Source organism: Microbacterium sp. SY138, from assembly GCF_039729145.1.
GTDB lineage: Bacteria > Actinomycetota > Actinomycetes > Actinomycetales > Microbacteriaceae > Microbacterium > Microbacterium maritypicum_A.
In genome coordinates, this window is the sequence record NZ_CP155793.1 from 3,774,159 (window position 1) to 3,799,467 (window position 25,309).

Here is a 25,309-nt window from a genome sequence, read left to right on the forward strand (position 1 = left end):
CCCCGCACCACGCGCATCATCCGGGGATGCCGATGCGCCGCTCGCCGGAGCGGAGCTGCTGGATCACGACCGCGATCACGAGCAGTGCGCCCTGGGCGACGTTCTGCCAGAACGTGTTCACCCCGAGCAGGGTCATGCCGTTGGTCAGCACGCCGAGGAGCACGACCGCGAGAATCGTCCCGGCGATGGTTCCCTTGCCGCCCTTCAGCGCCGCGCCACCGAGCGCCGCGGCCGTGATGGCCTGCAGCTCGAGCCCCTCGGAACCGGAGATCGGCTGCCCCGAGCCCGTGCGCGCGGTGATGAGGATGCCGGCTACCGCGGCGATCGCCCCGGTGACCATGTAGACGCCGATGATGTAGCGGTTGATGTTGATGCCGGCCAGGCGGGAGGCGATGTTGTTGCCGCCGACAGCGTAGATGTTCCGGCCGATCGAGGTATACCGCAGCACGATGTGCGCGAGCACCGCGACGATCACGAGCACCCAGATGAGGGTCGGGATGCCGATGATCGCCCCTCGCGCCAGGAAGATGAAGAACGGGTCGGCGCCCGTGTAGCCCTGCGCACGTCCGTCGGAGAGCAGCTGCGAGATCCCCTTGAAGGCCGCGAGCGTCGCCAGTGTCGCGATCACCGGGTTCACCCGGCCGAACACGATGATGCAGCCGTTGATCAGACCGCACAGCACGCCGATGGCGACGGCGCCGACCACCCCGATCGCGGGTCCTGCGACGGTGAAGATCATCGCCGAGGTGACGGAGGTGAGACCGGCGATCGACCCGACCGAGATGTCGAGCGCGCCGAGGATGATCACGATGGTCTGCACCACGGCGAGCAGACCCATGATCGAGATCGCCGTTCCGATGACCTTGAGGTTCTGCACCCCGAAGAACAACGGGTTCTGGATGCCGATGATCGCGACGACGACGGCGATCGCGAGGATGAGGGAGAGGTTCTGCACACCGATCGCGGCGATGACGCGCCGGACCGGTGAGAGGGGCTGCGTCTCCACTGATGTGGTGTTCGCGGCGGTGGTGGTCACGGTCGATGTTTCCTTTCGGGAATCGATGCTCATGCGGCGGCCTCTTCGTCCATCGCGAGCGCCAGGATGTTCTCTTCAGTGGCCTCGGCGCGCGACAGCTCGCCGCTGATGCGCCCACCCGCCATGACGTAGATGCGGTCGGAGACGCCCAGGATCTCGGGGAGCTCGCTGGAGACGACGATCACTGCGACGCCTTCGTGGGCGAGGCGGTCGATGATCGCGTAGATCTCGGACTTCGCTCCGACGTCGATGCCACGGGTGGGCTCGTCGAGGAGGAGCAGCTTGGGCTTGGTCGCCAGCCAGCGCGCCAGCACCACCTTCTGCTGATTGCCGCCGGAGAGCTTCCCGACGAGCTGATCGGTGGAGGGCGTGCGGATGCGGAGCGCATCCACGTACTCCTGCGCGAGCGCGCGCTCGGCGCGATCCTTCACGAAGATCCAGCGCGAGAGTTGACGGAGCACGACGAGCGCCGCATTGTCCCGCACCGAACGTTCGAGCAGCAGGGCCTCGGCCTTGCGCTCCTCGGGTGCGAATCCGATGCCGGCCCTGATGCTGTCGGCGGGCTGGCGGATGCGACGGCGCTTGCCCTGCACGCGGATCTCGCCCGAGTGCACGACGAAGTCGCCCGCGATCGTCTTCATCAACTCGCTGCGTCCCGCACCGACCAGCCCCGCTATGCCCACCACCTCGCCCGCACGGACGGTGAGGGAGATGTCGCTGACGTGCTGATTGGAGACGCCGGCGAGTTCGAGGACGACATCGCCGAGGGCTGCGGGCTCGCGGTGGAAGAACTGGGTGAGGTCACGCCCCACCATCATCCGCACGAGTTCGTCGTGGTCGGTCTCGCCGACCAGCTTCGTGCCGACGAACGCGCCGTCACGCAGGACGGTGATCCGGTCGGCGAGCTGGAAGATCTCGCCCATCCGATGCGAGACGTAGGCGATCGCGACGCCCTCGCTCTGCAGCTTCTTGATCAGCGCGAACAGCAGCGACACCTCCTCGTCACCGAGGGACGATGTGGGCTCGTCGAAGCACATGATCTTCGGGCGCGTGATCACCGCGCGCATGATCTCCACGATCTGCCGCTGTGCCGGCGAGAGCTCCGATCCGAGCGTCTCCGCCTTAATCACACGATGGAAACCCCAGCGGGTCAGCTCTTCGCGCGCCCGCTTCAGCACGTCGCCACGACGATACGCGAGACCGCCGAGAGCGCCGACGTAGATGTTCTCGGCGACCGAGACCCACGGGATGATCTCCGGTTCCTGCGCGATGACGCGCAGACCGGCAGCACGCGCATCGGCCGGATCCGAGAAGTGCACGGCTTCTCCGTCGATGCGCAGCTCGCCCTCGTCGGGGCGGTAGTCCCCGTTGAGGATCTTCAGGAGCGTCGACTTGCCCGCCCCGTTCTCGCCCATCAGCGCGGTGACCTCACCAGCGCGCAGTTCCAGCTCGACGCCGCGGAGGGCCCGCACGACGCCGAAGTTCTTCGCGACACCAACGGCCTGCAAAACGATCGACTCTTCCGACACTTCCTCATCACCTTTCTGTCGTCACGGTCATGACGCGGGGGCGATCCGTCGGATCGCCCCCATGTGTTCAGACGATCAGGTGCAGACCACGCCCTTCGCCTCCCAGTTGCTCGCGTCGACGATCTCCGTGTTCGCGACCGTCTTGGGAGGAAGCTCGGTTCCGTCGCGCAGCAGCGCGATCATCGAGCCGACGGCCGCCTTGCCGACCTCGACGCCGGAGATGAACAGTGCCGACTTGTTGCCGGTCTCCTGTCCGGCATTCCAGTCCTTGCAGGTCAGGTAGGCGCCGAGTCCGACGCCGGCGATGTCGGTGGATGCGACGCCCGAGTTCTGCAGCGCCGTCACGACGCCGGTCTCGTTCTCGTCGTTGCAGCCCCAGACGACCCAGTGCTTGACGCCGGCGTTCGCCGTGATCACGGCTCCGGCCTTGTCCTGGGCGTCGGTGGCCGAGTTGTCGGTGCCGATGTCGATGACCTCAGGACCGTCGGGGACGGCGTCGGCGAAGGCGGAAGCGGCACCCTCGATCCGCTCGACGCAGTTCGGCTGGTCCTGGCGGTAGGCCGAGAGGATGCGGGTGTCGGCTGCCGTCCATCCGGCCTCCTGGTACAGGCGTGCGGCTTCAGCGCCGACCTTCTCGCCCATCGATGCGCCGTCGAACCCGGTGAACGCGGCGGCGACACCGGCAGCGTCCTCGATCGGGTCGTCGGCCGCCATGATCGGGATGCCGGCCTCGTTCGCGAGCTGGATCACCTGCGGGCCGATCTTCCCGTCGGGAACGACGATGATGATGCCGTCGACCTGCTGCGCGATGGCGGCCTCCACCTCGGAGATCGCCTTGTTGGCATCGGTGCCCAGATCGACGACGTTGACCGTGACATCGCCGGCATCTTTCGCCGCGTCCTTCGCGCCGGTGGCCTCGTCGATGAAGTACTGCTGGTCGCCCTGCTTCTGCAACAGGGCGATCGTGAGCGTGCCGTCCTTGGTTCCGCCCGAATCTGCGGGTCCGGCCGTCTCCTGGCCGGAGGAACAGGCGGCGAGCGCCGCGATGGTGAATGCCGTGACCCCGACGGCGGCGAGCCGGAACCAAGTGGGGCGAGCTGCATGCTGCTTCATCAGCGATCCTTATCTTCTTCGATACTCCGGCGGCTGTGCCGGGGGATGTGATCCGCTCTCGGGCGGGTAAACATATAATATGCCTAATCAACGACAACGCAACGAATGTTGCGTTTTCGAGATTCCCGATGGCGCCAGGCACACGCCAGCACCCCGACATCGATCAATGGAGAACGACTGTGCGGCCGAGACGAGTGACAGCATGAACGCCGAGAACATCGGACGCAGCCCGCTGCGGTCTCGATCCTGGCTGGGCGAGAGGGGCAAGAACGGCTTCATCGCTCGCCATCATCTCCGACAGTCCGGCCTGTCCGGCCGGCAATTCGACGGGCGCCCTGTCATCGGTATCGCGAACACCTGGTCGGAGCTCACGCCCTGCAACATCCACCTGAAGGGGCTCGCCGACGCGGCCCGCCGCGGCATCCAGCAGGCAGGCGGCACGGCACTCGAGTTTCCCGTGCTCTCGCTCGGCGAACCGTTCATGCGCCCGTCGTCGATGATCTACCGCAACATGATGGCGATGGAGCTCGAAGAGCTCTGCCGCGCGAACCCCCTCGACGCCGTCGTGGTCCTCACCGGCTGCGACAAGACGACCCCGGCAGCCCTGATGGCCCTCGCGAGCGTCGACATCCCCTCGATCGTGCTCACCGGCGGCCCGATGCTGAACGGCCGGTTCCGCGGGCGCCCGGTAGGCAGCGGCACCGACATCTGGCGGATGACCGAGGCGCTGCGAGCAGGCGACGTGACCCAGGAGGAGTTCACCGAGTTCGAGAGCTGCCTGAACCGCTCCGCCGGCCACTGCATGACCATGGGCACGGCCTCGACGATGGCGAGCATCACCGAGGCGCTGGGGATGCAGCTGCCCGGTGGCGCCGCCCTTCCCGCCGTCGACTCGCGGCGGCTCGTCCTCGCCGAGGACACCGGAGCCCGCGCCGTCGAACTCGCCCTCGAATGCCTGCGTCCCTCGATGATCATGACCCGGGAGGCGATCGAGAACGCCCTCGTCGTCAACGCCGCGTGCGGCGGATCGACGAACGCCGTGCTGCACCTGCTGGCCATCGCCGGGCGGCTCGGGGTGCCGCTCTCGCTCGACGACATCGACGAGTTCAGCCGCGCCATCCCGCTGCTGGTCGACCTCATGCCGAGCGGGCGATTCCTGATGGAGGAGTTCGCGTACGCCGGCGGGGTCCCCGCCTTGATGAAGGAGCTCGGCGACCTGCTCCACACCGGCGCGCCTTCGGTGACGGGTCGGACCCTGGGCGAGAACGTCGCCTCGGCCCGCAACGACGACCCCGAGGTCATCCGTCCACTGTCGAACCCTGTGCAGCCCGCGGGATCGGGCACCGCCGTGCTGCGCGGCAACCTCGCGCCCGACGGCGCCGTGCTCAAGGTGAGCGCGGCCGAGCCGCACCTTCTCGACCACACGGGTCCGGCACTCGTCTTCGACGACCTCGAGTCATACCTCGCCGTGGCCGGAGACCCCGACCTCGACGTCACCGCCGACACCGTGCTCGTCGTGCGCGGCTGCGGCCCCCGCGGCTACCCCGGCATGCCCGAGGTCGGCAACCTTCCCCTCCCGAAGAAACTGCTCGACCAGGGAGTGCGCGATCTCGTGCGGATCTCGGATGCGCGCATGAGCGGCACGGCATACGGCGCGTGCGTGCTGCACGTCGCGCCGGAGTCGGCAGCCGGCGGTCCGCTCGCACTGATCCACACGGGAGACCTCGTGCGGCTGGATGTTGCAGGGAGATCGCTCGACATGCTCGTCGATGACGAAGAGCTCGAACGCCGACGCGCCGAGCTCCCTGCACCCGTGGTCGCGAGCACGCGCGGCTGGACCCGGCTCTACACCGACCACGTGCTCCAGGCCGATCAGGGCGTCGACCTCGACTTCCTCGTCGGCTCCAGCGGCGACGAGCCCTCGCGCAGCCCGTTCTGACCCACCCGAAGGAGTCCCGCCGTGATGAACACACGCATCGAGGGCGTCTGCCCCGTCGTCGAAACGCCATTCACCAACGATGGGCGGATCGACGTCGAGTCGCTCCGCCACCTCGTGCGCTCGCTTGCGGATGCGGGAGTGCGAAGCGTGATGTACCCCGGTTTCGCGAGCGAGTTCTACAAGCTAACCGACCTCGAGCGCGATGAACTCACCGGGGCACTCCTCGACGAGGCGCACCGGCACGGCATCGTCGTGGTGGTCTCGGTGCCCGACCACGCCACTGTGGTCGCAGTGGAGCGTGCTCGCCGCGCCGTCGAGCAGGGCGCCGACATGATCAACATCCTTCCGCCCCACACCCAGAGCCCCAGTCGCACGGCCGTTCGCGCGCATATCGGTGCGATCCTCGACACGACCGGATCGACGCCGGCGATCCTCCAATACGCTCCGGCTCAGACAGGCACGGCGCTCGATGCGGCCGTCATCGCCGAGCTGGCAGCAGCCCACCCGAACCTCGTGCAGGTGAAGGTGGAATCCGTTCCACCCGGCCAGCTCATCTCGGCGCTGCGCGAGGCGGCCCCCGGTCTCTCCTGCCTCGTCGGCTACGCCGGCGTCCAGCTCATCGATGCGCTGCGCCGCGGGGCGGTCGGTGTGCAACCCGGTTCGTCGTTCCCCGAGATCTACCTCGCCATCTGCGACGCATGGGAGAACGGTGATCGCCAGCGGGCGGCGGCACTGCACGCGCGGCTCCTCCCTTACATCTCGTATTGGATGCAGTCGGTCGAACTCATCATCGCGGCGGAGAAGGAGATCTCCGCACAGCGCGGCCTCCTTCGATCGGCGACCTGCCGCGCGCCCTCGCGCGAGCTCGACAGCGAGGAGCAGGAGATGATCACCCGCTTCCTGGTCGACTTCGACGAGTTCCTCCGGCCCGCGCCTCGTGCGATTAGCATTCAAGGATGACGAACTCCGCACCGATCGACGACATCTCCATCGGCGGTGAGGTGATCCGCCTCGGGCAGTTCCTCAAATTCGCCGGCCTCCTCGATTCGGGCGGCGACGCCAAAGAGGTGATCATCGACGGATACGTCACCGTGAACGGCGAGGTCGATCGCCGACGCGGGCGCCAGCTGCGCGACGGCGACCTGGTGACCTTCGAGGGACGCACGGTCCGCGTCCGCCCCTGACCGAACATCGACGTGCGGTGGATTCCGAAGAACCCACCGCACGTGTCAACGGCCGATTCAGCCGATGACGGTGTTCGTGTCGCTGATCTGCGACATCGGACCCGAGAGGTCCTGATAGATGTAGGCGCGGGTCTGCAGAGTGGTTCCGGGGGCGACGTCACCGACCTCGGCCGTGATGACCGCCGTGCCGGTCTCGCCCGGCTCCAGCTCGCCAAAGGAGGCGAAGACATGGCTGCTGCTGACGATTGGCTCGCCGAGGGACGATTCGGCACCGGTCACGGTCAGACCGTAGGCCGTCGGGATCGCCGTGGAGATCAGGCGAGTGAAGCTGGAGCGGTTGGTCGCGGTGACCGTGATGCGCACCTTCTCTCCGGCCTGGACCACATCGACGTTGTCGTCGAGAGTGACCTTCGCGGCCGATCCGAAGGTCTGCTCGGACTCCTGGCCCAGCGTGCCGTCGGCAAGTCGCACCCAGCCGATTCCCGCCTGGCCGACGCTCGTGTCATCGCTCGGCGCGAAGGGGTAGTTCACGGCTCCGTAGTTGTCGACCTGGGCTTCGGCAGCGTTGGCGGCCGGTGCGCCGATGAGCGCGACACCCGCGGCCACGGCGATGGTGATGCCGGTAGCGGCGATTCGGTTCTTCAGTTTCATGGTGTTCCTCCGGTTGATGTCCGGCCAGGATCCGGCCGGCAACATTCAACATTTCACTGCCGTGATGGAGGTGGCCGCGTTCAGGGAATCTGTATGCCGATAGATCGGAATGCGTGGGCTTTCGGAAGAGGTGCGGAGCGGTCGACTATCGCGCTTCCGACGGCAGGACCCGCCGCACGGTGACGACGACCAATGCGATGAGGAGCCCGATGATCGCCACGTCGGCGGCGATGTACGCATAGTGCGCCCAATTCGTGCCCGGCGCCTCGGCCCCGGCGATCACCAGATCGCTGCGCCGGTTGAGCACCGGGCGGATGACGGCGATCTCGAGAAGGAACACCAGCCAGATCACACCGAGGATCACCAGGGTCGTGCGTCCGGCCTTCGCCCGGGCACTCACGGCTGTGAGCACGACCAGGACGACACCCGCGAGCACGTTCAGCGCGGTGAAGACGAGTCGACCGATGCCGAGACCGATCGGGATCGTGACGCCGGGCGCGAGGAACTTCAACGGGGCTTCGAGGAAGGAGATCGCGATGATCGCCCCGAGCAGGAACGCCGGCAGCAGCAATTGCAGAGCCGCGTTCGTCCGTCCATTGGAAGTCATGAAGCCCTCTTCTCCCGCCGATCGCCGCCCTCCCTCCGACGCTACTGCGGCAGGTCGAGGTCGCAGACGATATCGACCGGAGAAAAGACGGCATCGACGGGAGAGACACGTACGCGCTCACAGCCACTCGATCACCTGCTCCGCGAGGATGCCGACGCCGATGACGGTCATGGCGATGCCCGCGATCCGGGTGACCACAGAGCTCGCACGCGGCCGGGTGCGCAGGAGACGACGGGCGAGCAGCCCCACTGTCGTGTAGACGATCGCGATGTTGAACAGGTGCAAGCCGCCGAGGGCGAGCATCTGTGTCGTCGACGGCCAGCCGTGCGGGCTCGTGAACTGCGGCAACAGGGCGAGCAGCAGCAGGAGCCCCTTCGGGTTGATCCCGCTCACACCGGATCCCCGCAGGAACTGCCCCCACCCCCCGGTGGCGACCGGTTCGCCGCTCTCCGCGATCGCCGCAGGGCGTGTGGCCAGCGTCGTCGCACCGAGGAAGATCAGATAGAACGCGCCGATCACGGTCAGGGTCGTGAGGGTTACCGGATACGCGGTGACCAGCGCTCCGAGACCGAGCGCGACGGCGACGATCACGACGGTGTACCCGGCGATCATCCCGAGGATGGAAGGCGCGATCGAGCGGGCGCGCAGGCCGGCGGAGATCGCATACGCCCAGTCCGCTCCGGGGGTCAGCGCCAGCATCACGGCGACCACCCAGAACTGCATGACCAGAGCGATATCCATCGGTCCTCCTCAATCCGAGGAAGAGACTACGAAGGATCACGCGAAAGGTGCTCCGATTCTTCGGGTGATCGCGCCCTTCACCTGCAAGAATTGTCACCATGGACGCACTTGACCGGGAGATCCTCTCCCTGCTGCAGGATGACGGACGAATGAGTGCGACGCACCTCGCCTCCCAGGTCGGGTTGAGCCTGTCCGCGTGCCATCGCCGACTCAAGGAACTGGAGCAGTCCGGAGCGATCGAGCGATACCGCGCGGTCGTCGCGCCCGCAGCCGTCGGCCTCACGTTCGAGGCCATCGTGTTCGTGACGATCGGACGCACCGACAAGGACACGATCGTGGCGTTCGAGGAGGCCGTCGTGGCGATCCCCGCGGTGGTCGAGGCCCAGCGCCTGTTCGGCGACCCCGACTACATGCTGCGCATCCTCACCCGCGACATGAGCGCCTACCAGGAGCTCTACGACAACACCCTCGGGGCCCTGCCGGGCGTGCAGCGGCTCACCTCGACCATGGTCATGAAGCGCCTCGGAGCGGACCGGGCGGTGCCGATCCCCTGAGGCGGGTGCGGTCAGACGGGGGCCTGGCAGATGCGTGCCACGAGCTCTTCGGGCGCAGCATCCACGGTCACCGCGATCCCCTGCTCGTCCGGCCCGAGGGGCTCCAGCGTCTGCAGCTGCGACGCCAGCAGCGCCGGCGGCATGAAGTGGTCCCGGCGCGCGGTGGTCTGCGCGACCACCCGTTCTCGGGGCGCGTCGAGGTGCACGAAGAAGACGGTCGGGGCCGAGGCGCGCAGCCGGTCACGGTAGCTGCGCTTCAGGGCCGAGCAGGCGACGACGACCACCGGATCTGCGGCGAGCGCCGCCCCCACCCGGTCGAGCCACGGCCATCGGTCGTCGTCGTCGAGCGGAGCACCGGCTGCCATCTTCGCGATGTTCTCCGGCCCGTGCAGATCATCCGCATCGATGAACGCGACACCCATCCGGCGCGCGAGTTCCCGACCCACCGTAGTCTTGCCCACCCCGGACACCCCCATGACGACGATCGGCCGAGACTCGCTGGTCACCAGTCGTGCACCGTTCCATCCGCCAGACGGTTGTACGGCAGATAGGCCCGCTCATACGGGTACTTTCCCGCCTCGTCGACGTCGAGCTCGACGCCCAGGCCCGGCTTGTCGCCCGGGTGCAGCAGGCCTTCGCGCCAGGTGAAGGACTGCTGGAACACCCTGTCGGTGCGCGAGCCGTGCTGCATGTACTCCTGGATGCCGAAGTTGTGGATGGCGAGGCCGAGGTGCATCGCCGCCGCCATGCCGACCGGCGAGATGTCGGTGGGCCCGTGCATGCCGGACTTGATCTGATACATCGCCGCGTAGTCGAGCGTCTTCTTCAGCGGGCTGATGCCGCCCATGTGCGTCACGGCGCCGCGCACGTAGTCGATGAGCTGATCGCGGATGATGTCCTTGAAGTCCCAGACGGTGTTGAAGATCTCGCCGATCGCGAGGGGTGTCGTCGTGTGCTGACGCACGAGCCGCAGCGCCTCCTGGTTCTCGGCGGGGGTGCAGTCCTCGAGCCAGAAGAGGTCGTACGGTTCGAGTGCCTTGCCGAGCTTCGCCGCCTGGATGGGCGTCATCCGGTGGTGGCCGTCGTGCAGCAGGGGGATGTCGGGGCCGAACTCGTTGCGCACCGCCTCGAAGACGCCCGGCAGGTGGTTCAGATAGGCGCGGGTGTCCCAATCCTCCTCGACCGGCTTCGCACCCCGCCGGGCCGGCTCGTGGTCGTAGCGGGCTTCCCCACCACCGGTGTCTGCAGCCTGCGAGGCGATGCCGTAGATGGCCTTGAGCCCGGGAACACCCGTCTGGATACGGATCGCCCGATACCCCTGGTCGAGGTGCGCGCGCACGGAGTCGAAGAGTTCGGGCAGCTCTTTTCCCGAGGCATGACCGTAGGCGAGCAGGCCGGAACGCGATGCCCCGCCCAGCAACTGGTAGACCGGCATCCCCGCCTTCTTGCCCTTGATGTCCCAGAGTGCCATGTCGACCGCGGCGACGGCGGCCATCGTGACGGGGCCTCGCCGCCAGTACGCGCTCCGATAGAGGAACTGCCAGGTGTCCTCGATGCGGTCTTCGTCGGCGCCGATCAGCAGCGGGACGACGTGTTCGGTGAGGTACGCGACGACGGCGAGCTCACGCCCGTTGAGGGTCGCGTCGCCGAGGCCCGAGACGCCGTCGGCGGTCGTGAGCTTGAGGGTGACGAAGTTCCGGTCCGGGCTGGTGACGATGACCTCAGCCTTGACGATGCTCATGCGAGGGTCCCTTCGGGAGTGAGGTGGTCGATGACGGTGCGCGTGCGGTCGCTCTCGGGCACGGCGCCGATGGTGCGCGCGACGGCGGCCGTCGCGGTGTCGGTCGGGTCGAGTTCGAGGAGCGAGCGGATCCAGGTCTCCAGGGCGTGCACCTGTGCTTCGTCGACGGCGAGTCCGTCTTCACGCCGTCGGCGCACGGGAGCCACGAGCCGTAGCGCCACCTTGATCGGGCTGTCGCGGCGGATCTGGTCGAGTCGATGGGCGATGCGCGGGTTCGCGAAGCGGACGCGCAGGTCGTCGAGCCATCCGTCGAGCTCTGCGGCAGGCAGATCGACCGCGGTCCGCTGGGCGGCCCAGAGCGCTTCGGTGTCGCCACGGAGGTCGCGGTCGTCGAACGCCTCGGCGATCGTCTCGTATCCCCGCAGACGACCGGCGGCCGCGAGGAAGCTGTGGCCGGCGTTGAGCAGGTAGAGCTTTCGCGATTCGTACGGACCCACGTCGGCCACGAATCGTCCACCGCCCTGCGCCCAGTCCGGTGCGCCGCCGGGGAACTCTCCGGCGAGGATCCACTCCGTGAACGGCTCGGTCACGACGGTGGACGGATCGTCGAGGCCGGTGAGCTTCCGCACGGCATCGATGTCGACTGCCGTGACCGCCGGGGTGATCCGGTCGACCACGGTGTCGACGAACGACGCGGTGTCCGAGATGCGCGCAGCCTCGGTGCCGGCGGCCTTGAGCACCGCGTCGCGCAGCACCCGTCCGTTCCGCGGCAGGTTGTCGCAGCTCACGACCGCGATGGGTCCTGCGTCGGTGTCCGCCCGAGCGACGAGGCCGTCGGCGATACGTCCGGGCACCGCGGAACCGGCGGAGTACCCCGCCTCGGTGACGGTGACGGTCAGCACGGCGACCTGCGGATCGGCGAGCACGGCGAGCCAGGACGCCTCATCCGATCCGGGGACCGCGCGCACGATCGACTGCACGGTCGTCGCCCGATCCCCCTCGGCCGAACGCTCCAGCACGGTATAGACGCCGTCGTTCCGTGACAGCAGTTCCGCGGCCTCGGGGGTGCGTCCGGTGAAAGCGGCGATGCCCCAGCCGTCGTCCGCGCCTGCGCGGTCGTTCGCCTGCTGGGTGTACCAGGCCTGATGGGCGCGGTGAAAGGCGCCCATCCCCAGATGAGCGGCACGGACCGGGGGATGCTGCGTGCGCGCCGGCCCGGTCACGATCCGATGCCCGCGGCACCGGCGCACGCGCGGAGGAAGGCGAGGTCGTCGACCAGTCGCTCTTCCAGCGGAGCATCCGTCGAGAAGTCCTCCAGCGTAACCCAGCCGTCGTACCCGACCTCGGCGAGAGCACGGAAGTAGTCCGGCACACTGGCGATGCCCTCGCGCAGCGGCGCCCACACCGACTCCCAGCGCACATCTCCATCGAGCCCGGTCTGCCCGGTGCGCTGCCAGACCGCGTTCTTCACGTGCACGTGAGCGAGGTACTCGCCCAGAAGCTGGAGCCCGGCACGAGTATCCTCCTGACCTTCGATCACGAGATTGCCGAGGTCGTGGATCACGCCGATGGTGCGCGGATCGATGCCGTCGACCAGCCGGAGGGCGGCCGACGCCGACGACGAGATCGTCTGGTGGTGCAGCTCGACCAGCACCTTCACGCCGAGTGTCCCCGCCTGTTCCGCGGCCCACGCCAGGTCGTCCCTGGTCTGCGCGAACACCGAGCGATAGTCCTCGGCGTCGTTGAAGGGGATGCGCACTCGCACCTGACGCGCACCGAGGTCTGCGGTCGCCCGGAGCGTCCGCAGCACGTCGTCCCGGTCCGGCGCGAGCGCATAGCCGCCGATGCCGCTGAACTCCAGCCCGGCCTCGCGGGTGATGCGGGCGATCTCGGCGACCGCCCCCTCGAGCCCGGTGAGCGGCCAGGTCGCACGGTTCCCGGCCCAGAACCCGGGCGGATCCGCCTCGTCCTGGTCGGTGATGCGCCACTCGATGCCGTCGTAGCCGATCGCGGCGATGCGGCGGGCCGCTTCCGCGGGCTCCCAGTCGGGGGTCGCCGCGGTGAACACGGAGAACTTCATGCGATGCCTCCTGTCCGCACGTTCGTGTCGTCGACGGTGCCGTCGATCAGGTCGGCGATGCGCACCGGCGAGCCGGTGGTCGCCGAGACGTAGATGCCGCGCACGACGGCGAGCGCCCGCAGCGCCTCGGGCACCCCGACGCGGGAAGCCCGCCCGTCGCGGATGCTCTCGACGATGTCGGCGTACTGACGGGCGTGGCCCTCGGCGAATGCCTGCGGGTTGCGGTCGTCGCCGAGTCGATGCCCCTCCGGCACCCAGTCGGCGCTGCGGTCGGTCGGCTCGCCGTCGATCCACAGCCGGGCGAGCTGGTCGTTCTCGATGATGCCGGTCCCCTGCGCACCGTGCACGGCCAGCCGCACCGGCTGCTCGGGGAAGGCCGCGGTCGTGGCGTGCAGCACGGCGAGCGCCCCCGATTCGAAGCGCACCGTGACCACGGCGACGTCTTCGACCTCGACCCGCTCGTGTGCGAGCAGCGCGGTGTGGGCGAACACCTCGACCGGCATGCCGAGGAACCACAGCAGCAGATCGACGGTGTGCACGCCCTGGTTCATGACGGCGCCTCCGCCGTCGAGCTCCCAGGTGCCTCGCCAGGCGCCCGAGTCGTAGTACTCCTGAGAGCGCCACCAGGGCACCGAGGCCACCGCGCTCGTGATCCGTCCCAGGCGTCCGGAGTGGGCGGCGTCGGCGACGGCCACGGCACCGGGGTCGAAGCGGTGCTGGCTGATCACCGAGATCCGGATGCCGCGCGTCTCCGCGTCCCTGGCGATCTCCGCTAATCGGCGGCCGCGCTCCATCGACACGTCGAGGGGTTTCTCCAGCACGACGTGCATCCCGCGGGCGACCGCCCGTTCGGCGAGCTCGACATGGGAGCCGCTCGGGGTGCAGATCACGACCATATCGACATCGGCGGGGATCGACTCGATCTCGGCGTGGGCCGACGGTCGCGCGCCGCCCAGCTCGTCGACGACGAGGTCGGCCAGCCGTGCGGTCGCCGCCGGCACCTCGTCGACGACGGCGACGATGCGCAGGCCGGGAGTGCTCGCGATCGCTCGGGCATGATTGACGCCGATGATGCCGCATCCGACGATCGCGACGTCGAGGATTGCGTCGGTCATGAGAGGGTCACTCCGATCTCGTCCGTGAGGGTGCGCAGGGCCCGACCGGCGCGGCCGAAGGCCTCGGGGCCGGAGAACCCGCCGAGGGCGTTCACGTCGGCGAGGTGCGGTTCGAGCGAGGCGAACCCCGCATAGCCGTCGTCGCGCAGGGCGGTGAGGGTCTCGCGCAGCTCGCCGTCGCCCTCGCCCACCGGGACCACCTCGCCGGTCGCTGCGAGCGCATCCTTCAGCTGCAGATACTCGAGGTGCGGTCGCAGCATCGCGTAGCCGTCGGTGAACGGACGGACGCCGACCTGCACGAAGTTGGCGTTGTCCCAGGCGATGCGCAGCCGGTCCGAACCGACCGACTCGATCACGTCGAGCACGCGTGCGGGGATGTCGCCGTAGATGTCCTTCTCGTTCTCGTGCACGAGGGTGACCCCGGCCGCCTCGGCGGTGCGCGCCAGCGCCGCCATGCGCACGAGCACGTCGTCGCGGATGTCTTCGGCCGAAAGGTTCTCGTCGCGGAAGAACGAGAAGATGCGGATATACGGGGTCTCCAGGACGTCGGCGGCACGGATCGCCCGCTGCAGTCGACCGACCTCGTGCTCCACCGGTAGGGACACGTCGACCTTGCCGATCGGCGAGGCGACCGCCGAGACCGACATGCCGCGTTCGCGCACGACGGCCGCGAGCTGCGTCAGCTGAGACTCATCGAGATCGACGATGTTCACCCCCCACGCGCTGCGCACCTCGATGTGCCGCGCGCCGAGCGCCTGGAGCACGGCGATCTGCACGGCCGGATCGGGATCGATCTCGTCACCGAATCCTGAGAGCTTCCACGGGGTCATTTCACTCCTCCTGCGGTGAGACCGCCTACGAGATAACGCTGGAACACGAGGTACAACACGACGACGGGGATGGCGCAGATGAGCGAGGCCGCCATCATCTGTCCGTACAGCGGCACCGCCCCCGTCTCCTGCGTCGCGCCGAAGATCTGCAGGGCCACCGCGGCGGTCCGGCTGTCGCGGTTGGTCATGACCGAGGCGAACAGCACGTCGTTCCACCCCTGCAGGAAAGCGAAGATCGCGGAGACCACGATCCCGGGCCAGCTCAGCGGCAGCACGATGCGGGTGAGGACGCGGAAGTTGGAGGCGCCGTCGATGCGGGCGGCTTCTTCGAGCTCGCGCGGCAGCCCGCGGATGTACGTCACCATCACCCAGGTCGAGAACGGCAGCGCGAAGGTGAGGTAGGTGACGAACACCGACCAGTGCGTGCCGATGGTGGGGATGCGCAGCACCGACGACAGCGTCGAGAACATCACGAACACCGGCAGCAGCATGAGGGTTCCCGGAACCGACTGCAGGCCGAGCAGACCCCGAAGGATCGTGACGCGTCCGATGAAGGTGAACCGCACCAGCACCCAGGCCATCGACACGGCCACGGCCGCGCAGACGACCGCGACCGCCCCGCAGATCAGCAGGCTGTTGGCCAGACCTCCGGCGAGATCGACACTGCGCCAGACCTTGATGTAGTTGTCGAGACGCAGCTCGGTCGGCCAGTACGCGCCGCCGGCGACCGCGACATCGGCGTTGATCGAGGCGAACAGCATGTACGAGACCGGCCCGAAGACCAGCAGACACAGGACGACGTTCGCGGCGACGAGAAGCGGACGCGGCAGCAGGCGGTCGACCTGGCTGTGACCGCCCGGGCGGCTCCGGCGCGGGTTGACCTGCGCGATCGTGGTGGTGACGCTCATCGCTTCGCGTCCTCTCCGGTGTCGAGGCGCACAGCGCGCAGGTAGACGAACAGGGGGATCGCGACGATCGCGAGAGAGGCGACCGCCATCGCCGCGGAGAGCCCGAACCGGAAGCTCTGGAACGCCGTGACGTAGGTGAGGACCGGCAGGACCTCGACATCGACGGGGGCCGGGATCCCGAAGAGCACGAACGGCATCGTGAAGGCGTTGATGCTGTGCAGGAACGTGAGGATGAAGGCCAGCAGGATCGATCCGCGCAGGTACGGCAGGATCACCTTGCGCAGCTTGATCCCCCAGCCGGCGCCGTCGAGCGCCGCCGCCTCGTGCACCTCCGCATCCACCGCCTGGAGACCGGCGAGGGTCAGCAGATACACGAACGGCCAGCTCACCCAGAGCTGCGTGATCACCAGGGTCCAATAGCTCTGCGGTCCGTTCAACCACAGCCCCGGATCGACGCCGAAGACGCCGAAGGCCCCGTCCACGACGCCCTCGGGCTGGAACATCGCCCGGAAGACGGTCGCCACGACGAACGCGGGGAGGATGTATGGGATCAAGTACACCGAGCGCACCAGCCCACGGCCGCGGAAGGCGTTCTGCGTGGCCAGCGCCGCCGTGACGCCGAGGGGGATCGCCGCGACCGACACGATCAGTGCGTAGCTGACGCTCAGCCAGATCCCCCGCACCAGCGGAGAAGTGGAGAACGCCTCGACGAAGTTTCCCAGGCCGACGAACGGCGCCTGCAGCCACTGCCTGATCGTGTACTGGTCGAGATCGAGCATCGAGATCCAGAAGGCCAGCAGCAGCGGCACCAGGATCAGCAGCGTCATCAGCACCCCGCCGGGGAGCAGCATCCACAGCGGGCGGGGCCGCTCGCTCGGCGGCGTGTCGTCGGTGCGTTTCCGACGCGTATCGGTCGCGATCGCCATGTGCGCGTCCTCGCGTCGCTACTTGGACTTGTCCAGCGCGGACTGCGAACTCGCCTGGGCCTCGGCGATCGCCGCGGCGATGTCGCTCTGGCTGAGCGTTCCCCCCTGCAACGCGGGCAGCGACTGCACGACGACGTTGGTCAGCGCGAGCTGCGTGTCACCCCAGGCGCCCGTGAACGGAGTGGCGACCGACTGCGAGGCCGCCTGCACGTTGGCGCTCAGATCGGGGTTGTCCTTCTCGACCTGTGCGGCCGCCTCCACCCCCGTCGGCAGCTCGCCGAACGTGTCGAAGTAGTCGAGCTGCGACTCGGTGCTGGTGAGCATCTCGATGAACGCGAACGCGAGGTCCTGGTTCGGCGAGTACTGGGCGACCACGAGGTTGTCTCCCGAGAGGATGCTGGCCGCTTCCTCGCCGCCCTTGGGGAGTTCGGTCTCCCCCGGCGGGATGGTCGGGAGGAGGGCGTAGGCGTAGGAGTCGGCGACGGGGGAACCCGCGAACGTGGGCTTCGAATTCGCCGAGGTCATCGGAAGGAAGGCGGCCTTGCCCTCGGCGAAGGCGGCGACGGCCTGGGCGTTCTTCCAGCCGATGGCTGCCGGGTCGACGAGTCCGTCCTGGTACCAGCCGAAGTAGGTGTCGTAGGCGGCGGCCACGGCGGGATCGTCGATCTCCGCCTTCTTGGCCTCGACATCGATCAGCGGATTGCCCGCCTGCACGCTCATGCCCCAGACGAACTTCCAGGGGTCGAAGCTGTCGGCGTATCCGATCGCGAGACCGTGCACGTCTCCGGATTCGATCTTCTCGGCGGCGGCCGTCAGCTCGTCCCACGTCGTGGGCGGTTCGTCGATGCCGGCAGCGGCGAGCAGCTCGGTGTTGTAGGCCATCACGAACGGGCGACTCACGAACGGGACGGCGATCTCGTCGTCCTCGCTGGGGCCGGAGATACCGAGGGTGGACGGTACGAAGCGGTCGCGGCCTCCCACCTTGTCCCAGTCGGCCTCGGTGAGTTTCACGAAGGCGCCCGTCGCGTACGCGGTCGGGGTGAACGTGGTGCCGAGTCCGTAGACGTCGGGGCCCTGTCCGGAGAGCACAGAAGTCTGGATCTTCGTCAGCTCGTCGTTGGCGCTCGCGAAGGTCTCGAACTCGACCTTCGCTCCGGTCTTCTCCTCGAAGGCATCGGAGACCTTCCCGAACCACTCCTTCTGCTGCTCGGGGTAGAGACCGTTCGCGGCCATCATCACCGTGAGCGTCTGGCCGGTCCCGTCGACGGTGCCACCGGCGTCGCCGTCGTCCGTGCCGGCGGTGGATCCCGAGCATGCGGTCAACGCGATCGCTGCTGCGGCCATCGCCCCGAGGGCGATCAGGGGTCGAGACTTCATTGAACTCTCCTTCGAGACAGTGAGTGGACGTGACTGCGTCTTCGCCAAGGTAGGCAAGCGTGGCAATTGTTAGCAATTCATTGCCAGTAATTGCCATCTTGTGATTCTGTTGCCCCATGTCGTCCCCCACACCGCCTTCGCACCGGCCGACGCTCGCCGATGTGGCCGATGCCGCCGGCGTCGCGATCTCCACGGCGTCGCGCGCCCTCGCCGTCCCCGGCCGTGGCAACCCCGGCACCCGCGACCGCATCATCCGCGTCGCGAAGGACCTCGGCTACACGCCCACCGCCGCCTCCGGCACGGCATCGACGCCGTCGACCCGCATGGTCGCCGTGCTGGTCTCCGACGTCACGAACCCGTTCTACTTCGGGATCATCCGCGGTACCCAGCAGGCCCTGCGGGTGGCGGGCTACTCGCAGATCCTGGTGCACACCGAGGAGTCGCCCGAGATGGAGGAGAGCACCCTCGAAGAACTGCGCAGCTCCTACGACGGCGCGATCCTGACCGCGTCCCGCCTGTCCGACGAGCGGCTGGCCGAGCTCAGCACCGAGCTCCCCCTCGTGGCCCTGAACCGTGCCGTGCCCGGAGTGCCGTCGGTGTTCATCGACACGCCGCTCGGCTTCGACCAGGCCGTCGAGCACCTCGCCTCCCTGGGGCATCGACGCATCTGCTACGTGGCCGGTCCCCCGACCAGCTGGGCGAGCAATCTCCGCTGGCGGGCCGTGGCGGCCGCGTGCGAGCGCCTCGGGATCGAGCACACGAAGGTGGGGCCGTACCAGCCCCGCACGAAGGCGGGAGCGGCGGCGGCGGATGCCGCGCTGAACACCGGTGCGACCGCCTGCGTGGCTTTCAACGACCTCCTCGCGATCGGCATGCTGATCCGGCTCAAGGAACGCGGCGTGCGCGTTCCGGAGGACATGAGCATCGTCGGCTGCGACGACATCTTCGGCGCCGACTTCTGCAACCCGCCACTCACGACCCTCACCGCTCCGATCGAGCAGGCCGCACGCCTGTCCGTGTCGATGCTGCTCGACCGCCTGCAGAGCGAGCGCATCGGAGCGGGCGCGCTCAACCGACGGCACATCGCCGCACTGCCCACCCACCTGACCGTGCGGGAGTCGACCGGCTCCGCACCCCGCCGCACCCCTGGAGGAGACTCATGAACACTGCGCTCAGCCCGCACGCCGACCGACTCCTCCCCGCCGATCCCGGCGTGCGCGAGCTCGCCCGCCGGCTGTACGACGCGGTCGCTGCGGCACCGATCCTGTCGCCGCACGGGCACGTCGACGCCGCGCTGCTCGCGGACGACGAACCGTTCTCCGATCCTGCGACGCTGTTGATCACTCCCGACCACTATGTGCTGCGCCTGCTCCACGCCGTCGGTGTGCCCCTCGGCGCGCTGGGTCGCGGAGCCGCACCCGCCGATCCGCAGGAGGTGTGGCGGGCGTTCTGCGCGAACTGGGACGTCTTCCTCGGAACGCCGGTGCGCTACTGGTTCGAGTCGTCGCTGTCCGAGGTGTTCGGGGTGACCGAGCAGCCGAGCGCGGGCAATGCCGATGAGCTGTACGCACACATCGACGCGCAACTGCGAATCCCCGCATTCCACCCACGGGCGCTGTTCGAGCGCTTCCGCATCGAGGTGCTCGCGACGACCGACGACCCCGCCGACGACCTCGCCGCGCATGCACGACTGCGCGACGATCCGTCCTTCCGCGGGCACGTGCTTCCGACGTTCCGCGCCGACCGCTACATGGATCCGTCGGCTGAGGGATGGTCGGCTGCACTCTCGGAGCTGTCGGAAGCTGCCGGCACCGATGCCGCGAGCTACGCCGGGCTGCTCGACGCCCTGCGCCTCCGACGGACCGCATTCCGGGCGGCGGGCGGCACGGCCACCGACACCGGTGTGCTCGACGCCGGCTCGCAGCCGCTGACGAGTGCCGACGCAGAGCGCATCCACGCCGCCGGGCTCCGGGGGGACGTCACCGCGGAAGCCGCGACGGCATACCGCCGCAACATGCTGTACCGACTGGCCGAGATGTCGTCTGAGGACGGACTGGTCATGCAGCTGCACCCCGGCGTGATCCGCAACCACCACCGCGACACGCTCGCGCAGTTCGGCCCGGACAGCGGACACGACCTGCCGGATGTCGCCTCATTCACGCGGCCGCTCACCCCGATCCTCAACGACTTCGGCACCGACGAGACGTTCCGGATGGTGCTGTTCACGGTCGACGAGACCGCGTTCAGCCGGGAGATCGGACCGCTCGCCGGCTTCTACCCCTCTGTGTACGCCGGTGCACCGTGGTGGTTCCTCGACACCCCCGACGCCATCTCCCGCTACCGGAGGTCGGTGACGGACAGCGCCGGTTTCACGAAGACCAGCGGGTTCGTCGACGACACCCGGGCCTTCTGCTCCATTCCCGCGCGCCATGACATGTCCCGGCGGCTCGATGCGGGCTACCTGTCCACTCTCGTCGCAGAGCACCGCCTCACCGAGGAGCAGGCCTTCGCGCTGGCGCACCGCTTCGTCGACGACATCCCGCGGACGACCTTCCGACTGCCCAGTGCTCCCGCCTGAGCCTCACGAAGTGGAGGTCTCCGTGACACGACGCACGACGTACTCGACGACATCGCCCTCCGGGATCGCGCGGGGACGGAAGCGTGCCCCGGTAGGCCCGCGCGGCACCATGCGATCGACGCGGAAGATGCGCCAGTCGTCTCGATCCAGGTCCCAGGCGAGCAGGTACCAGACCGGCCCCCAGCTCACCAGCCGCTGTGGTTCGGTGTGTCGCGGCTCTTCGCTGCCACCCGGCTTCGTGTAGCCGAAGCGGAGCCGTTCATGACCGCGGATCGCCGCGGCGACCGTGCTGAGTGCTGCGAGATCGAGTGGGGGTTCGGCTCCGGGAACCACGCTGGTCGCCTTCCGGATCGCGTCGACACGGCGGCGGAGGCGGGCGGGCATCACCTGCTCCAGCTTGGCGAGGGCGGTGAGCGAGGTCTCTTCGACGCCGAGCCGCCAGGTTGCCGCCGCCCCCAGCCCGACCGCGACGGCGACGGCTTCGTCATCGTCGAGCAGCAGTGGAGGCATCGCCGCCCCCGCGGCCAGCCGGTACCCGCCGGCGACTCCGGGTCGCGCGTCCACGGGATAGCCGAGCGAGCGGAGCTTGCCGATGTCGGCGCGCACGGTCCTCGTGCTCACACCCAGTCGGTCGGCGAGTGCGGAACTCGTCCAGTCCCGTCTGAGCTGAAGCAACGACAGCAGTTCCAGCAGACGGGCCGAGGTCTCGAGCATGTCTGATCCTCTCAGCAAATGCGGAAGCTGGTCTTCCGCATTGCCTGAGAGCGTGAACAGCATGACCCAGAACACCTCTCTCACCCCTTTCCGCATCGACATCCCGCAGGACACCGTCGACGACCTTCACGATCGCCTGACCCGTACACGGTGGCCGCTTGCCGTGCCCGGTCGAGACGATCGCGCCGACTTCCGTCGGGGCACCCCGCTTCCGTATCTGAAGGAGCTCGCCGAGTACTGGCGCGACGGCTTCGACTGGCGGGCGCAGGAGGCGACCCTCAACATGCACGAGCAGTTCACCACGGTCATCGAAGGCCAGACGTTCCACGTGCTCCACGCGCGGTCGACGAACCCGCAAGCCACGCCGCTGCTCCTCAGCGACAGTTGGCCGGCGTCGTTCGTCGAGTACCTACGACTGATCCCGTTGCTGACCGACGAGTTCCACGTGGTCATCCCGTCGTTGCCCGGCCTGGGCTTCTCGAACCCGCTGTCCGGTACCGGGTGGGACCTCGCACGGACGGCGGAAGCCTACGCCGAGATCATGACACGCTTCGGCTACGACCGGTTCGCGACCCACGGCACCGACGTCGGCACGGGCATCACCGGACGACTTGCAGGGATCCACCCCGACCGCGTCATCGGCACCCACTTCGGCAGCGACCGCGTATGGCTCGGGCTGGTCGGCAACATGTTCCCCGCCCCCGATGGCCTGTCAGAGGAAGAGCTCGCCCAGCTCGAGGCCGCACACGTCGCGAGTGCGGCAGAGCGCGGCTACATCGGCATGCACAACCATCGACCGGACACGATCGGACCGGCGCTCACGGACTCGCCCGTCGGTCAGCTCGCGTGGATCGTCGAGAAGTTCGCCCGCAGGATCGACAGCGGCCACCGGGCACCGGACGTCGATCGCGACCAGCTCCTGACGAATGTCAGCCTGTACTGGTTCACCCACAGTGGCGCTTCAATCGCTCAGTTCTTCTACGAGTCCGAGCACGCCGAGCTCGACTTCGCCGTGCCGGCAGGGGTACCGGCCGGCTGGGCTGTCTTCGACGCGCATCCGCTCATTCGGCGCACGATGGATCCGACCGGCGCCATCGGCCATTGGAGCGAGTTCACCGAGGGCGGGCACTTCCCGGCGATGGAGGAGCCGGAGCTTCTCGCCGAGGACATCCGGAAGTTCTTCCGCAGTCTCGCCTGATCGACACCGCACGTCCGCACGCTGCGATCAGAACGCGACGGCGCTGATCGACGCGTGCGGGCGCCGTTCGTCCTGTACCCGCGCATCGCTGTCGAGCACGGAGAACCCCGCGCATTCGAGCAGCGCCGACATCCCGTCCACCGACCAGTAGTGCGCCGTGGTGACCGCGTGCGGGAAAGGTTCGCCGTCCTTCCCGTCGAAGAACCCGATCAGCAGGTGACCGCCCTCGCGGATCGCGCGCCGAGCGGCCGCGAGCAGGGACGGCAACTCATCCGGAGCCGCATGGATCAGCGAGTACCAGGCGAGCACGCCACCGAGTGAGCCCGCCGGGACGTCGGCGTCGGTCAGTGACGCCACCCGATACGGCACCTGCGGGAACCGTGCGGAGGCATCGTCGACGAATTCCGGCACGAGGTCGATGCCCTCGGCGTCAGCGCCTCGATCGACGAGGAAGGCGGTCCAGTGCCCGGGTCCGCAGCCGACATCGAGAATGCGCCCGTCGATGCCATCCGCCCAGCGTCCGATGCGCTCCCGGTCGATGTCATCCATCTGCCCGATGTCCCCGAACAGCTCCGTGTACTCGGTGGCACGCGCGGCATAGCCGTCTCGGATGCGCACGTCGCTCCCGGAGTCATTCGCCAAGGCTCGCCCCTCCCTGTCTGCTCGCGATCGCTTCCCTCCACGGTATCCGGCAACTCTTCACCGAAGGGATGTAACGACTGTTACATTCTCACTGTGACGAATCTCGATCGTTGGCTCGTGCTCCTGGTCCAGGTGCCCGCAACTCCCTCGAGGCACCGTGTCGCGGTCTGGCGAGAGCTGCGCCAGTTCGGAGCGGTCCCTGCGGGGCAGGGAACCTGGGTGGTCCCGGAGGTTCCGGCGTGCGTCGCGGGAGTCGAGCGCGCCCGCGCCCTCGCTCAGCGCGGCGACGGCACCATCCTCGTACTCCGCACCCAGGCAGACGGGGGCGACACCGCCGCGCTTCGAGAACTCTTCGATGCTGCGCGGGCCGATGACTGGACGGAGTTCATCGCCGACTGCAAGAAGTACGAGGCCGAGATCGCGCGCGAGATCGACAAGAAGAAGTTCACTCTTGCCGAGCTCGAAGAGGAGGAGCAGAGCCTCGATCGCCTGCAGCGGTGGCATCGCACCATTCGCAGCCGCGACGTGTTCGGATCCCCTTGATCCAAGGAGGCCGACCGTGAACTCGCCACATGTGTCGCCGAGCTCGCGCGGTTCACGGACCTCGTCTACCAGGCCGTTCACGCGTGAGCGAGCCGGCGGTCGCCGCGCGGACGATCGCCCCGCTCTACGCCGCGGGGTTCGTCACTGCGTTCGGCGCCCACAGCATCGCGGCCGGCATCGGGGCGACGGGGCAGGACATTGGTCTCGACCTCCTGCGGATGGGCGCGCTCCTGGCTGTCTACGACCTCGCCGAGGTGTTCCTCAAGCCGGTTTTCGGTTCGCTGGCCGACCGCATCGGCGCCAAACCCGTGATCGTCTTCGGGCTCCTCGCCTTCGGGATCGTGTCGCTCGTGGGGCTGTGGTCGTCGAACACCATCGCCCTCGCCGTCGCGCGGCTCGGGCAGGGCGCGGCGGCGTCGGCATTCTCGCCGGCCTCTTCTGCAACGGTCGCACGGCTCGCAGCCCCGGGCGCGAAGGGGCGATACTTCGGCAGATACGGTTCCTGGAAGGGACTCGGCTACACGCTGGGTCCACTCATCGGCGCCGCACTGATCTTCACGGGTGGCTTCGCGCTCCTCTTCACCATTCTGAGCGCCGTCGCGATCCTGACCGCGTTCTGGGTGGCGGTCACCCTCCCCCGCCTCGATCCCCTCCCGCGCCCGCGTTACACCGTCGCAGACCTCGTCCGCCAGACGACCGAGCGGGGGTTCCTCGTGCCTACCCTGGCCCTGGCAGCCTCCACAGGGGCACTCGGCGCATCGATCGGCTTCCTCCCCGCCATGGCGAGCGGCCAGGACGCGCCATTGCTCGCGAGCATCGCGCTCGCGTCCGTCCTGGCACTGAGTTCGACGCTCACTCAACCCTGGGCCGGAAGACTGCGCGACAGCGCCCATATGAGCGATCGAGCGGGGATGGCGCTGGGCCTTGCGACCATCACCACCGGCACCATGACGGCCGCACTCGTCCCCGCACTGCCCGGGCTCTACGTCGCCGCGGGACTTCTCGGAATCGGGATCGGCTTCGCCACACCATTCGCGTTCGCACACCTCGCCGACACCACACCGCACGAGCGTATGGGCCGCACGATGGGCACGGCGGAGCTCGGGCGCGAACTCGGGGATGCCGGCGGGCCCGTGCTCGTCGGCGGCATCGCGGTCGCTGCGACACTGCCGATCGGACTCGCCGCGCTCGCACTCGTCGTCGCGGCGGCCGGAGTGTCGACGCGGATGCTCCCACGCTTCCCGGAAACGACCCGGGATCCCCGTCGACCGCGCGACTGAGGCCATCCTCGACGCGAGGACAG

26 protein-coding genes are annotated in these 25,309 nt (G+C 68.4%); 9 read left to right on the forward strand and 17 right to left on the reverse strand.

The window, feature by feature from the left end:
• Window positions 1–16: 16 nt before the first annotated feature.
• The 3 genes from ABDC25_RS18210 to ABDC25_RS18220 all read right to left on the reverse strand — a co-directional run bounded on the left by ABDC25_RS18210 (window position 17) and on the right by ABDC25_RS18220 (window position 3,678).
• A complete protein-coding gene (locus tag ABDC25_RS18210) occupies window positions 17–1,036 on the reverse strand; it encodes an ABC transporter permease (protein WP_046398922.1) in 1,020 nt (339 codons plus the stop codon).
• 29 nt (window positions 1,037–1,065) lie between these two features.
• The gene (locus ABDC25_RS18215) at window positions 1,066–2,565 is read right to left on the reverse strand and encodes a sugar ABC transporter ATP-binding protein (protein WP_347124027.1); all 1,500 of its coding nucleotides are present in this window, start codon (window positions 2,563–2,565) and stop codon (window positions 1,066–1,068) included.
• Between the two features lie 75 nt (window positions 2,566–2,640).
• The gene (locus ABDC25_RS18220) at window positions 2,641–3,678 is read right to left on the reverse strand and encodes a substrate-binding domain-containing protein (RefSeq protein WP_315068650.1); all 1,038 of its coding nucleotides are present in this window, start codon (window positions 3,676–3,678) and stop codon (window positions 2,641–2,643) included.
• Window positions 3,679–3,880: 202 nt separating this feature from the next.
• On the opposite strand from ABDC25_RS18220, the gene ABDC25_RS18225 reads away from it, so the two are divergent.
• From ABDC25_RS18225 to ABDC25_RS18235, 3 genes are read left to right on the forward strand one after another with little or no spacing between them, the layout of a single operon-like run.
• Window positions 3,881–5,617, forward strand: coding sequence for an IlvD/Edd family dehydratase (locus ABDC25_RS18225; RefSeq protein WP_347124030.1), 1,737 nt, complete (start codon window positions 3,881–3,883; stop codon window positions 5,615–5,617).
• Window positions 5,618–5,641: 24 nt separating this feature from the next.
• Window positions 5,642–6,577 (forward strand): dihydrodipicolinate synthase family protein, encoded by a 936-nt coding sequence (locus tag ABDC25_RS18230; RefSeq protein WP_021199453.1) that lies wholly within the window; start codon window positions 5,642–5,644, stop codon window positions 6,575–6,577.
• Complete coding sequence (locus ABDC25_RS18235) at window positions 6,574–6,801, forward strand: RNA-binding S4 domain-containing protein (protein ID WP_021199452.1); 228 nt, start codon at window positions 6,574–6,576, stop codon at window positions 6,799–6,801. Before ABDC25_RS18230 ends, ABDC25_RS18235 begins: the two co-directional genes overlap by 4 nt.
• 57 nt (window positions 6,802–6,858) lie before the next feature.
• Here the strand turns inward: ABDC25_RS18235 and ABDC25_RS18240 are convergent, their stop codons facing one another.
• The 3 genes from ABDC25_RS18240 to ABDC25_RS18250 all read right to left on the reverse strand — a co-directional run bounded on the left by ABDC25_RS18240 (window position 6,859) and on the right by ABDC25_RS18250 (window position 8,800).
• Window positions 6,859–7,452, reverse strand: a complete 594-nt coding sequence (locus ABDC25_RS18240; protein WP_347124032.1) for a hypothetical protein — start codon at window positions 7,450–7,452, stop codon at window positions 6,859–6,861.
• A 145-nt stretch (window positions 7,453–7,597) separates the two neighbouring features.
• The gene (locus ABDC25_RS18245; protein ID WP_031207144.1) at window positions 7,598–8,059 is read right to left on the reverse strand and encodes a hypothetical protein; all 462 of its coding nucleotides are present in this window, start codon (window positions 8,057–8,059) and stop codon (window positions 7,598–7,600) included.
• Window positions 8,060–8,176: 117 nt separating this feature from the next.
• Complete coding sequence (locus ABDC25_RS18250) at window positions 8,177–8,800, reverse strand: LysE family translocator (protein ID WP_347124034.1); 624 nt, start codon at window positions 8,798–8,800, stop codon at window positions 8,177–8,179.
• Window positions 8,801–8,898: 98 nt separating this feature from the next.
• On the opposite strand from ABDC25_RS18250, the gene ABDC25_RS18255 reads away from it, so the two are divergent.
• Window positions 8,899–9,354 (forward strand): Lrp/AsnC family transcriptional regulator, encoded by a 456-nt coding sequence (locus ABDC25_RS18255; RefSeq protein WP_021199448.1) that lies wholly within the window; start codon window positions 8,899–8,901, stop codon window positions 9,352–9,354.
• Between the two features lie 11 nt (window positions 9,355–9,365).
• On the opposite strand, the gene ABDC25_RS18260 is transcribed toward ABDC25_RS18255, so the two are convergent.
• Genes ABDC25_RS18260 through ABDC25_RS18300 form a run of 9 tightly spaced genes read right to left on the reverse strand, consistent with a single transcriptional unit; the run spans window position 9,366 to window position 18,331 of the window.
• Window positions 9,366–9,860 (reverse strand): gluconokinase, encoded by a 495-nt coding sequence (locus tag ABDC25_RS18260; protein WP_347124036.1) that lies wholly within the window; start codon window positions 9,858–9,860, stop codon window positions 9,366–9,368.
• A complete protein-coding gene (gene manD, locus ABDC25_RS18265; protein ID WP_167255080.1) occupies window positions 9,857–11,095 on the reverse strand; it encodes a D-mannonate dehydratase ManD in 1,239 nt (412 codons plus the stop codon). Before manD ends, ABDC25_RS18260 begins: the two co-directional genes overlap by 4 nt.
• The gene (locus tag ABDC25_RS18270) at window positions 11,092–12,345 is read right to left on the reverse strand and encodes a mannitol dehydrogenase family protein (RefSeq protein WP_347124038.1); all 1,254 of its coding nucleotides are present in this window, start codon (window positions 12,343–12,345) and stop codon (window positions 11,092–11,094) included. Before ABDC25_RS18270 ends, manD begins: the two co-directional genes overlap by 4 nt.
• Complete coding sequence (locus ABDC25_RS18275) at window positions 12,315–13,175, reverse strand: sugar phosphate isomerase/epimerase family protein (protein ID WP_021199444.1); 861 nt, start codon at window positions 13,173–13,175, stop codon at window positions 12,315–12,317. Before ABDC25_RS18275 ends, ABDC25_RS18270 begins: the two co-directional genes overlap by 31 nt.
• Window positions 13,172–14,290 carry a Gfo/Idh/MocA family oxidoreductase gene (locus ABDC25_RS18280; protein WP_021199443.1) on the reverse strand — a complete coding sequence of 373 codons (1,119 nt, stop codon included), beginning with the start codon at window positions 14,288–14,290 and terminating at the stop codon, window positions 13,172–13,174. The genes ABDC25_RS18275 and ABDC25_RS18280 overlap by 4 nt, the downstream gene beginning before the upstream one ends.
• Entirely contained in the window at window positions 14,287–15,120 is an 834-nt protein-coding gene (locus ABDC25_RS18285) for a TIM barrel protein (protein ID WP_021199442.1), read from the reverse strand. Before ABDC25_RS18285 ends, ABDC25_RS18280 begins: the two co-directional genes overlap by 4 nt.
• Window positions 15,117–16,028, reverse strand: coding sequence for a carbohydrate ABC transporter permease (locus ABDC25_RS18290; protein WP_021199441.1), 912 nt, complete (start codon window positions 16,026–16,028; stop codon window positions 15,117–15,119). Before ABDC25_RS18290 ends, ABDC25_RS18285 begins: the two co-directional genes overlap by 4 nt.
• Complete coding sequence (locus tag ABDC25_RS18295; RefSeq protein WP_347124042.1) at window positions 16,025–16,954, reverse strand: sugar ABC transporter permease; 930 nt, start codon at window positions 16,952–16,954, stop codon at window positions 16,025–16,027. Before ABDC25_RS18295 ends, ABDC25_RS18290 begins: the two co-directional genes overlap by 4 nt.
• 18 nt (window positions 16,955–16,972) lie before the next feature.
• Window positions 16,973–18,331: an extracellular solute-binding protein gene (locus tag ABDC25_RS18300; RefSeq protein ID WP_021199439.1), complete on the reverse strand. Its 1,359-nt coding sequence runs from the start codon at window positions 18,329–18,331 to the stop codon at window positions 16,973–16,975.
• 116 nt (window positions 18,332–18,447) lie between these two features.
• Between ABDC25_RS18300 and ABDC25_RS18305 the strand changes: the two genes are divergently transcribed.
• Together ABDC25_RS18305 and uxaC are read left to right on the forward strand one after the other, a co-directional pair.
• Window positions 18,448–19,494 carry a LacI family DNA-binding transcriptional regulator gene (locus ABDC25_RS18305; protein WP_021199438.1) on the forward strand — a complete coding sequence of 349 codons (1,047 nt, stop codon included), beginning with the start codon at window positions 18,448–18,450 and terminating at the stop codon, window positions 19,492–19,494.
• Window positions 19,491–20,909 carry a glucuronate isomerase gene (gene uxaC, locus ABDC25_RS18310; protein WP_347124045.1) on the forward strand — a complete coding sequence of 473 codons (1,419 nt, stop codon included), beginning with the start codon at window positions 19,491–19,493 and terminating at the stop codon, window positions 20,907–20,909. The genes ABDC25_RS18305 and uxaC overlap by 4 nt, the downstream gene beginning before the upstream one ends.
• A 3-nt stretch (window positions 20,910–20,912) precedes the next feature.
• Here the strand turns inward: uxaC and ABDC25_RS18315 are convergent, their stop codons facing one another.
• Window positions 20,913–21,623, reverse strand: a complete 711-nt coding sequence (locus tag ABDC25_RS18315) for a WYL domain-containing protein (protein ID WP_031207137.1) — start codon at window positions 21,621–21,623, stop codon at window positions 20,913–20,915.
• 61 nt (window positions 21,624–21,684) lie between these two features.
• Between ABDC25_RS18315 and ABDC25_RS18320 the strand changes: the two genes are divergently transcribed.
• Window positions 21,685–22,821 carry an epoxide hydrolase gene (locus tag ABDC25_RS18320; protein WP_347124047.1) on the forward strand — a complete coding sequence of 379 codons (1,137 nt, stop codon included), beginning with the start codon at window positions 21,685–21,687 and terminating at the stop codon, window positions 22,819–22,821.
• Window positions 22,822–22,848: 27 nt separating this feature from the next.
• On the opposite strand, the gene ABDC25_RS18325 is transcribed toward ABDC25_RS18320, so the two are convergent.
• Entirely contained in the window at window positions 22,849–23,463 is a 615-nt protein-coding gene (locus ABDC25_RS18325) for a class I SAM-dependent methyltransferase (RefSeq protein ID WP_167255071.1), read from the reverse strand.
• A gap of 93 nt (window positions 23,464–23,556) precedes the next feature.
• On the opposite strand from ABDC25_RS18325, the gene ABDC25_RS18330 reads away from it, so the two are divergent.
• The gene (locus ABDC25_RS18330; RefSeq protein WP_347124050.1) at window positions 23,557–24,006 is read left to right on the forward strand and encodes a Chromate resistance protein ChrB; all 450 of its coding nucleotides are present in this window, start codon (window positions 23,557–23,559) and stop codon (window positions 24,004–24,006) included.
• Between the two features lie 83 nt (window positions 24,007–24,089).
• Window positions 24,090–25,286 (forward strand): MFS transporter, encoded by a 1,197-nt coding sequence (locus tag ABDC25_RS18335; protein ID WP_029268004.1) that lies wholly within the window; start codon window positions 24,090–24,092, stop codon window positions 25,284–25,286.
• The last annotated feature ends 23 nt before the right edge of the window (window positions 25,287–25,309 follow it).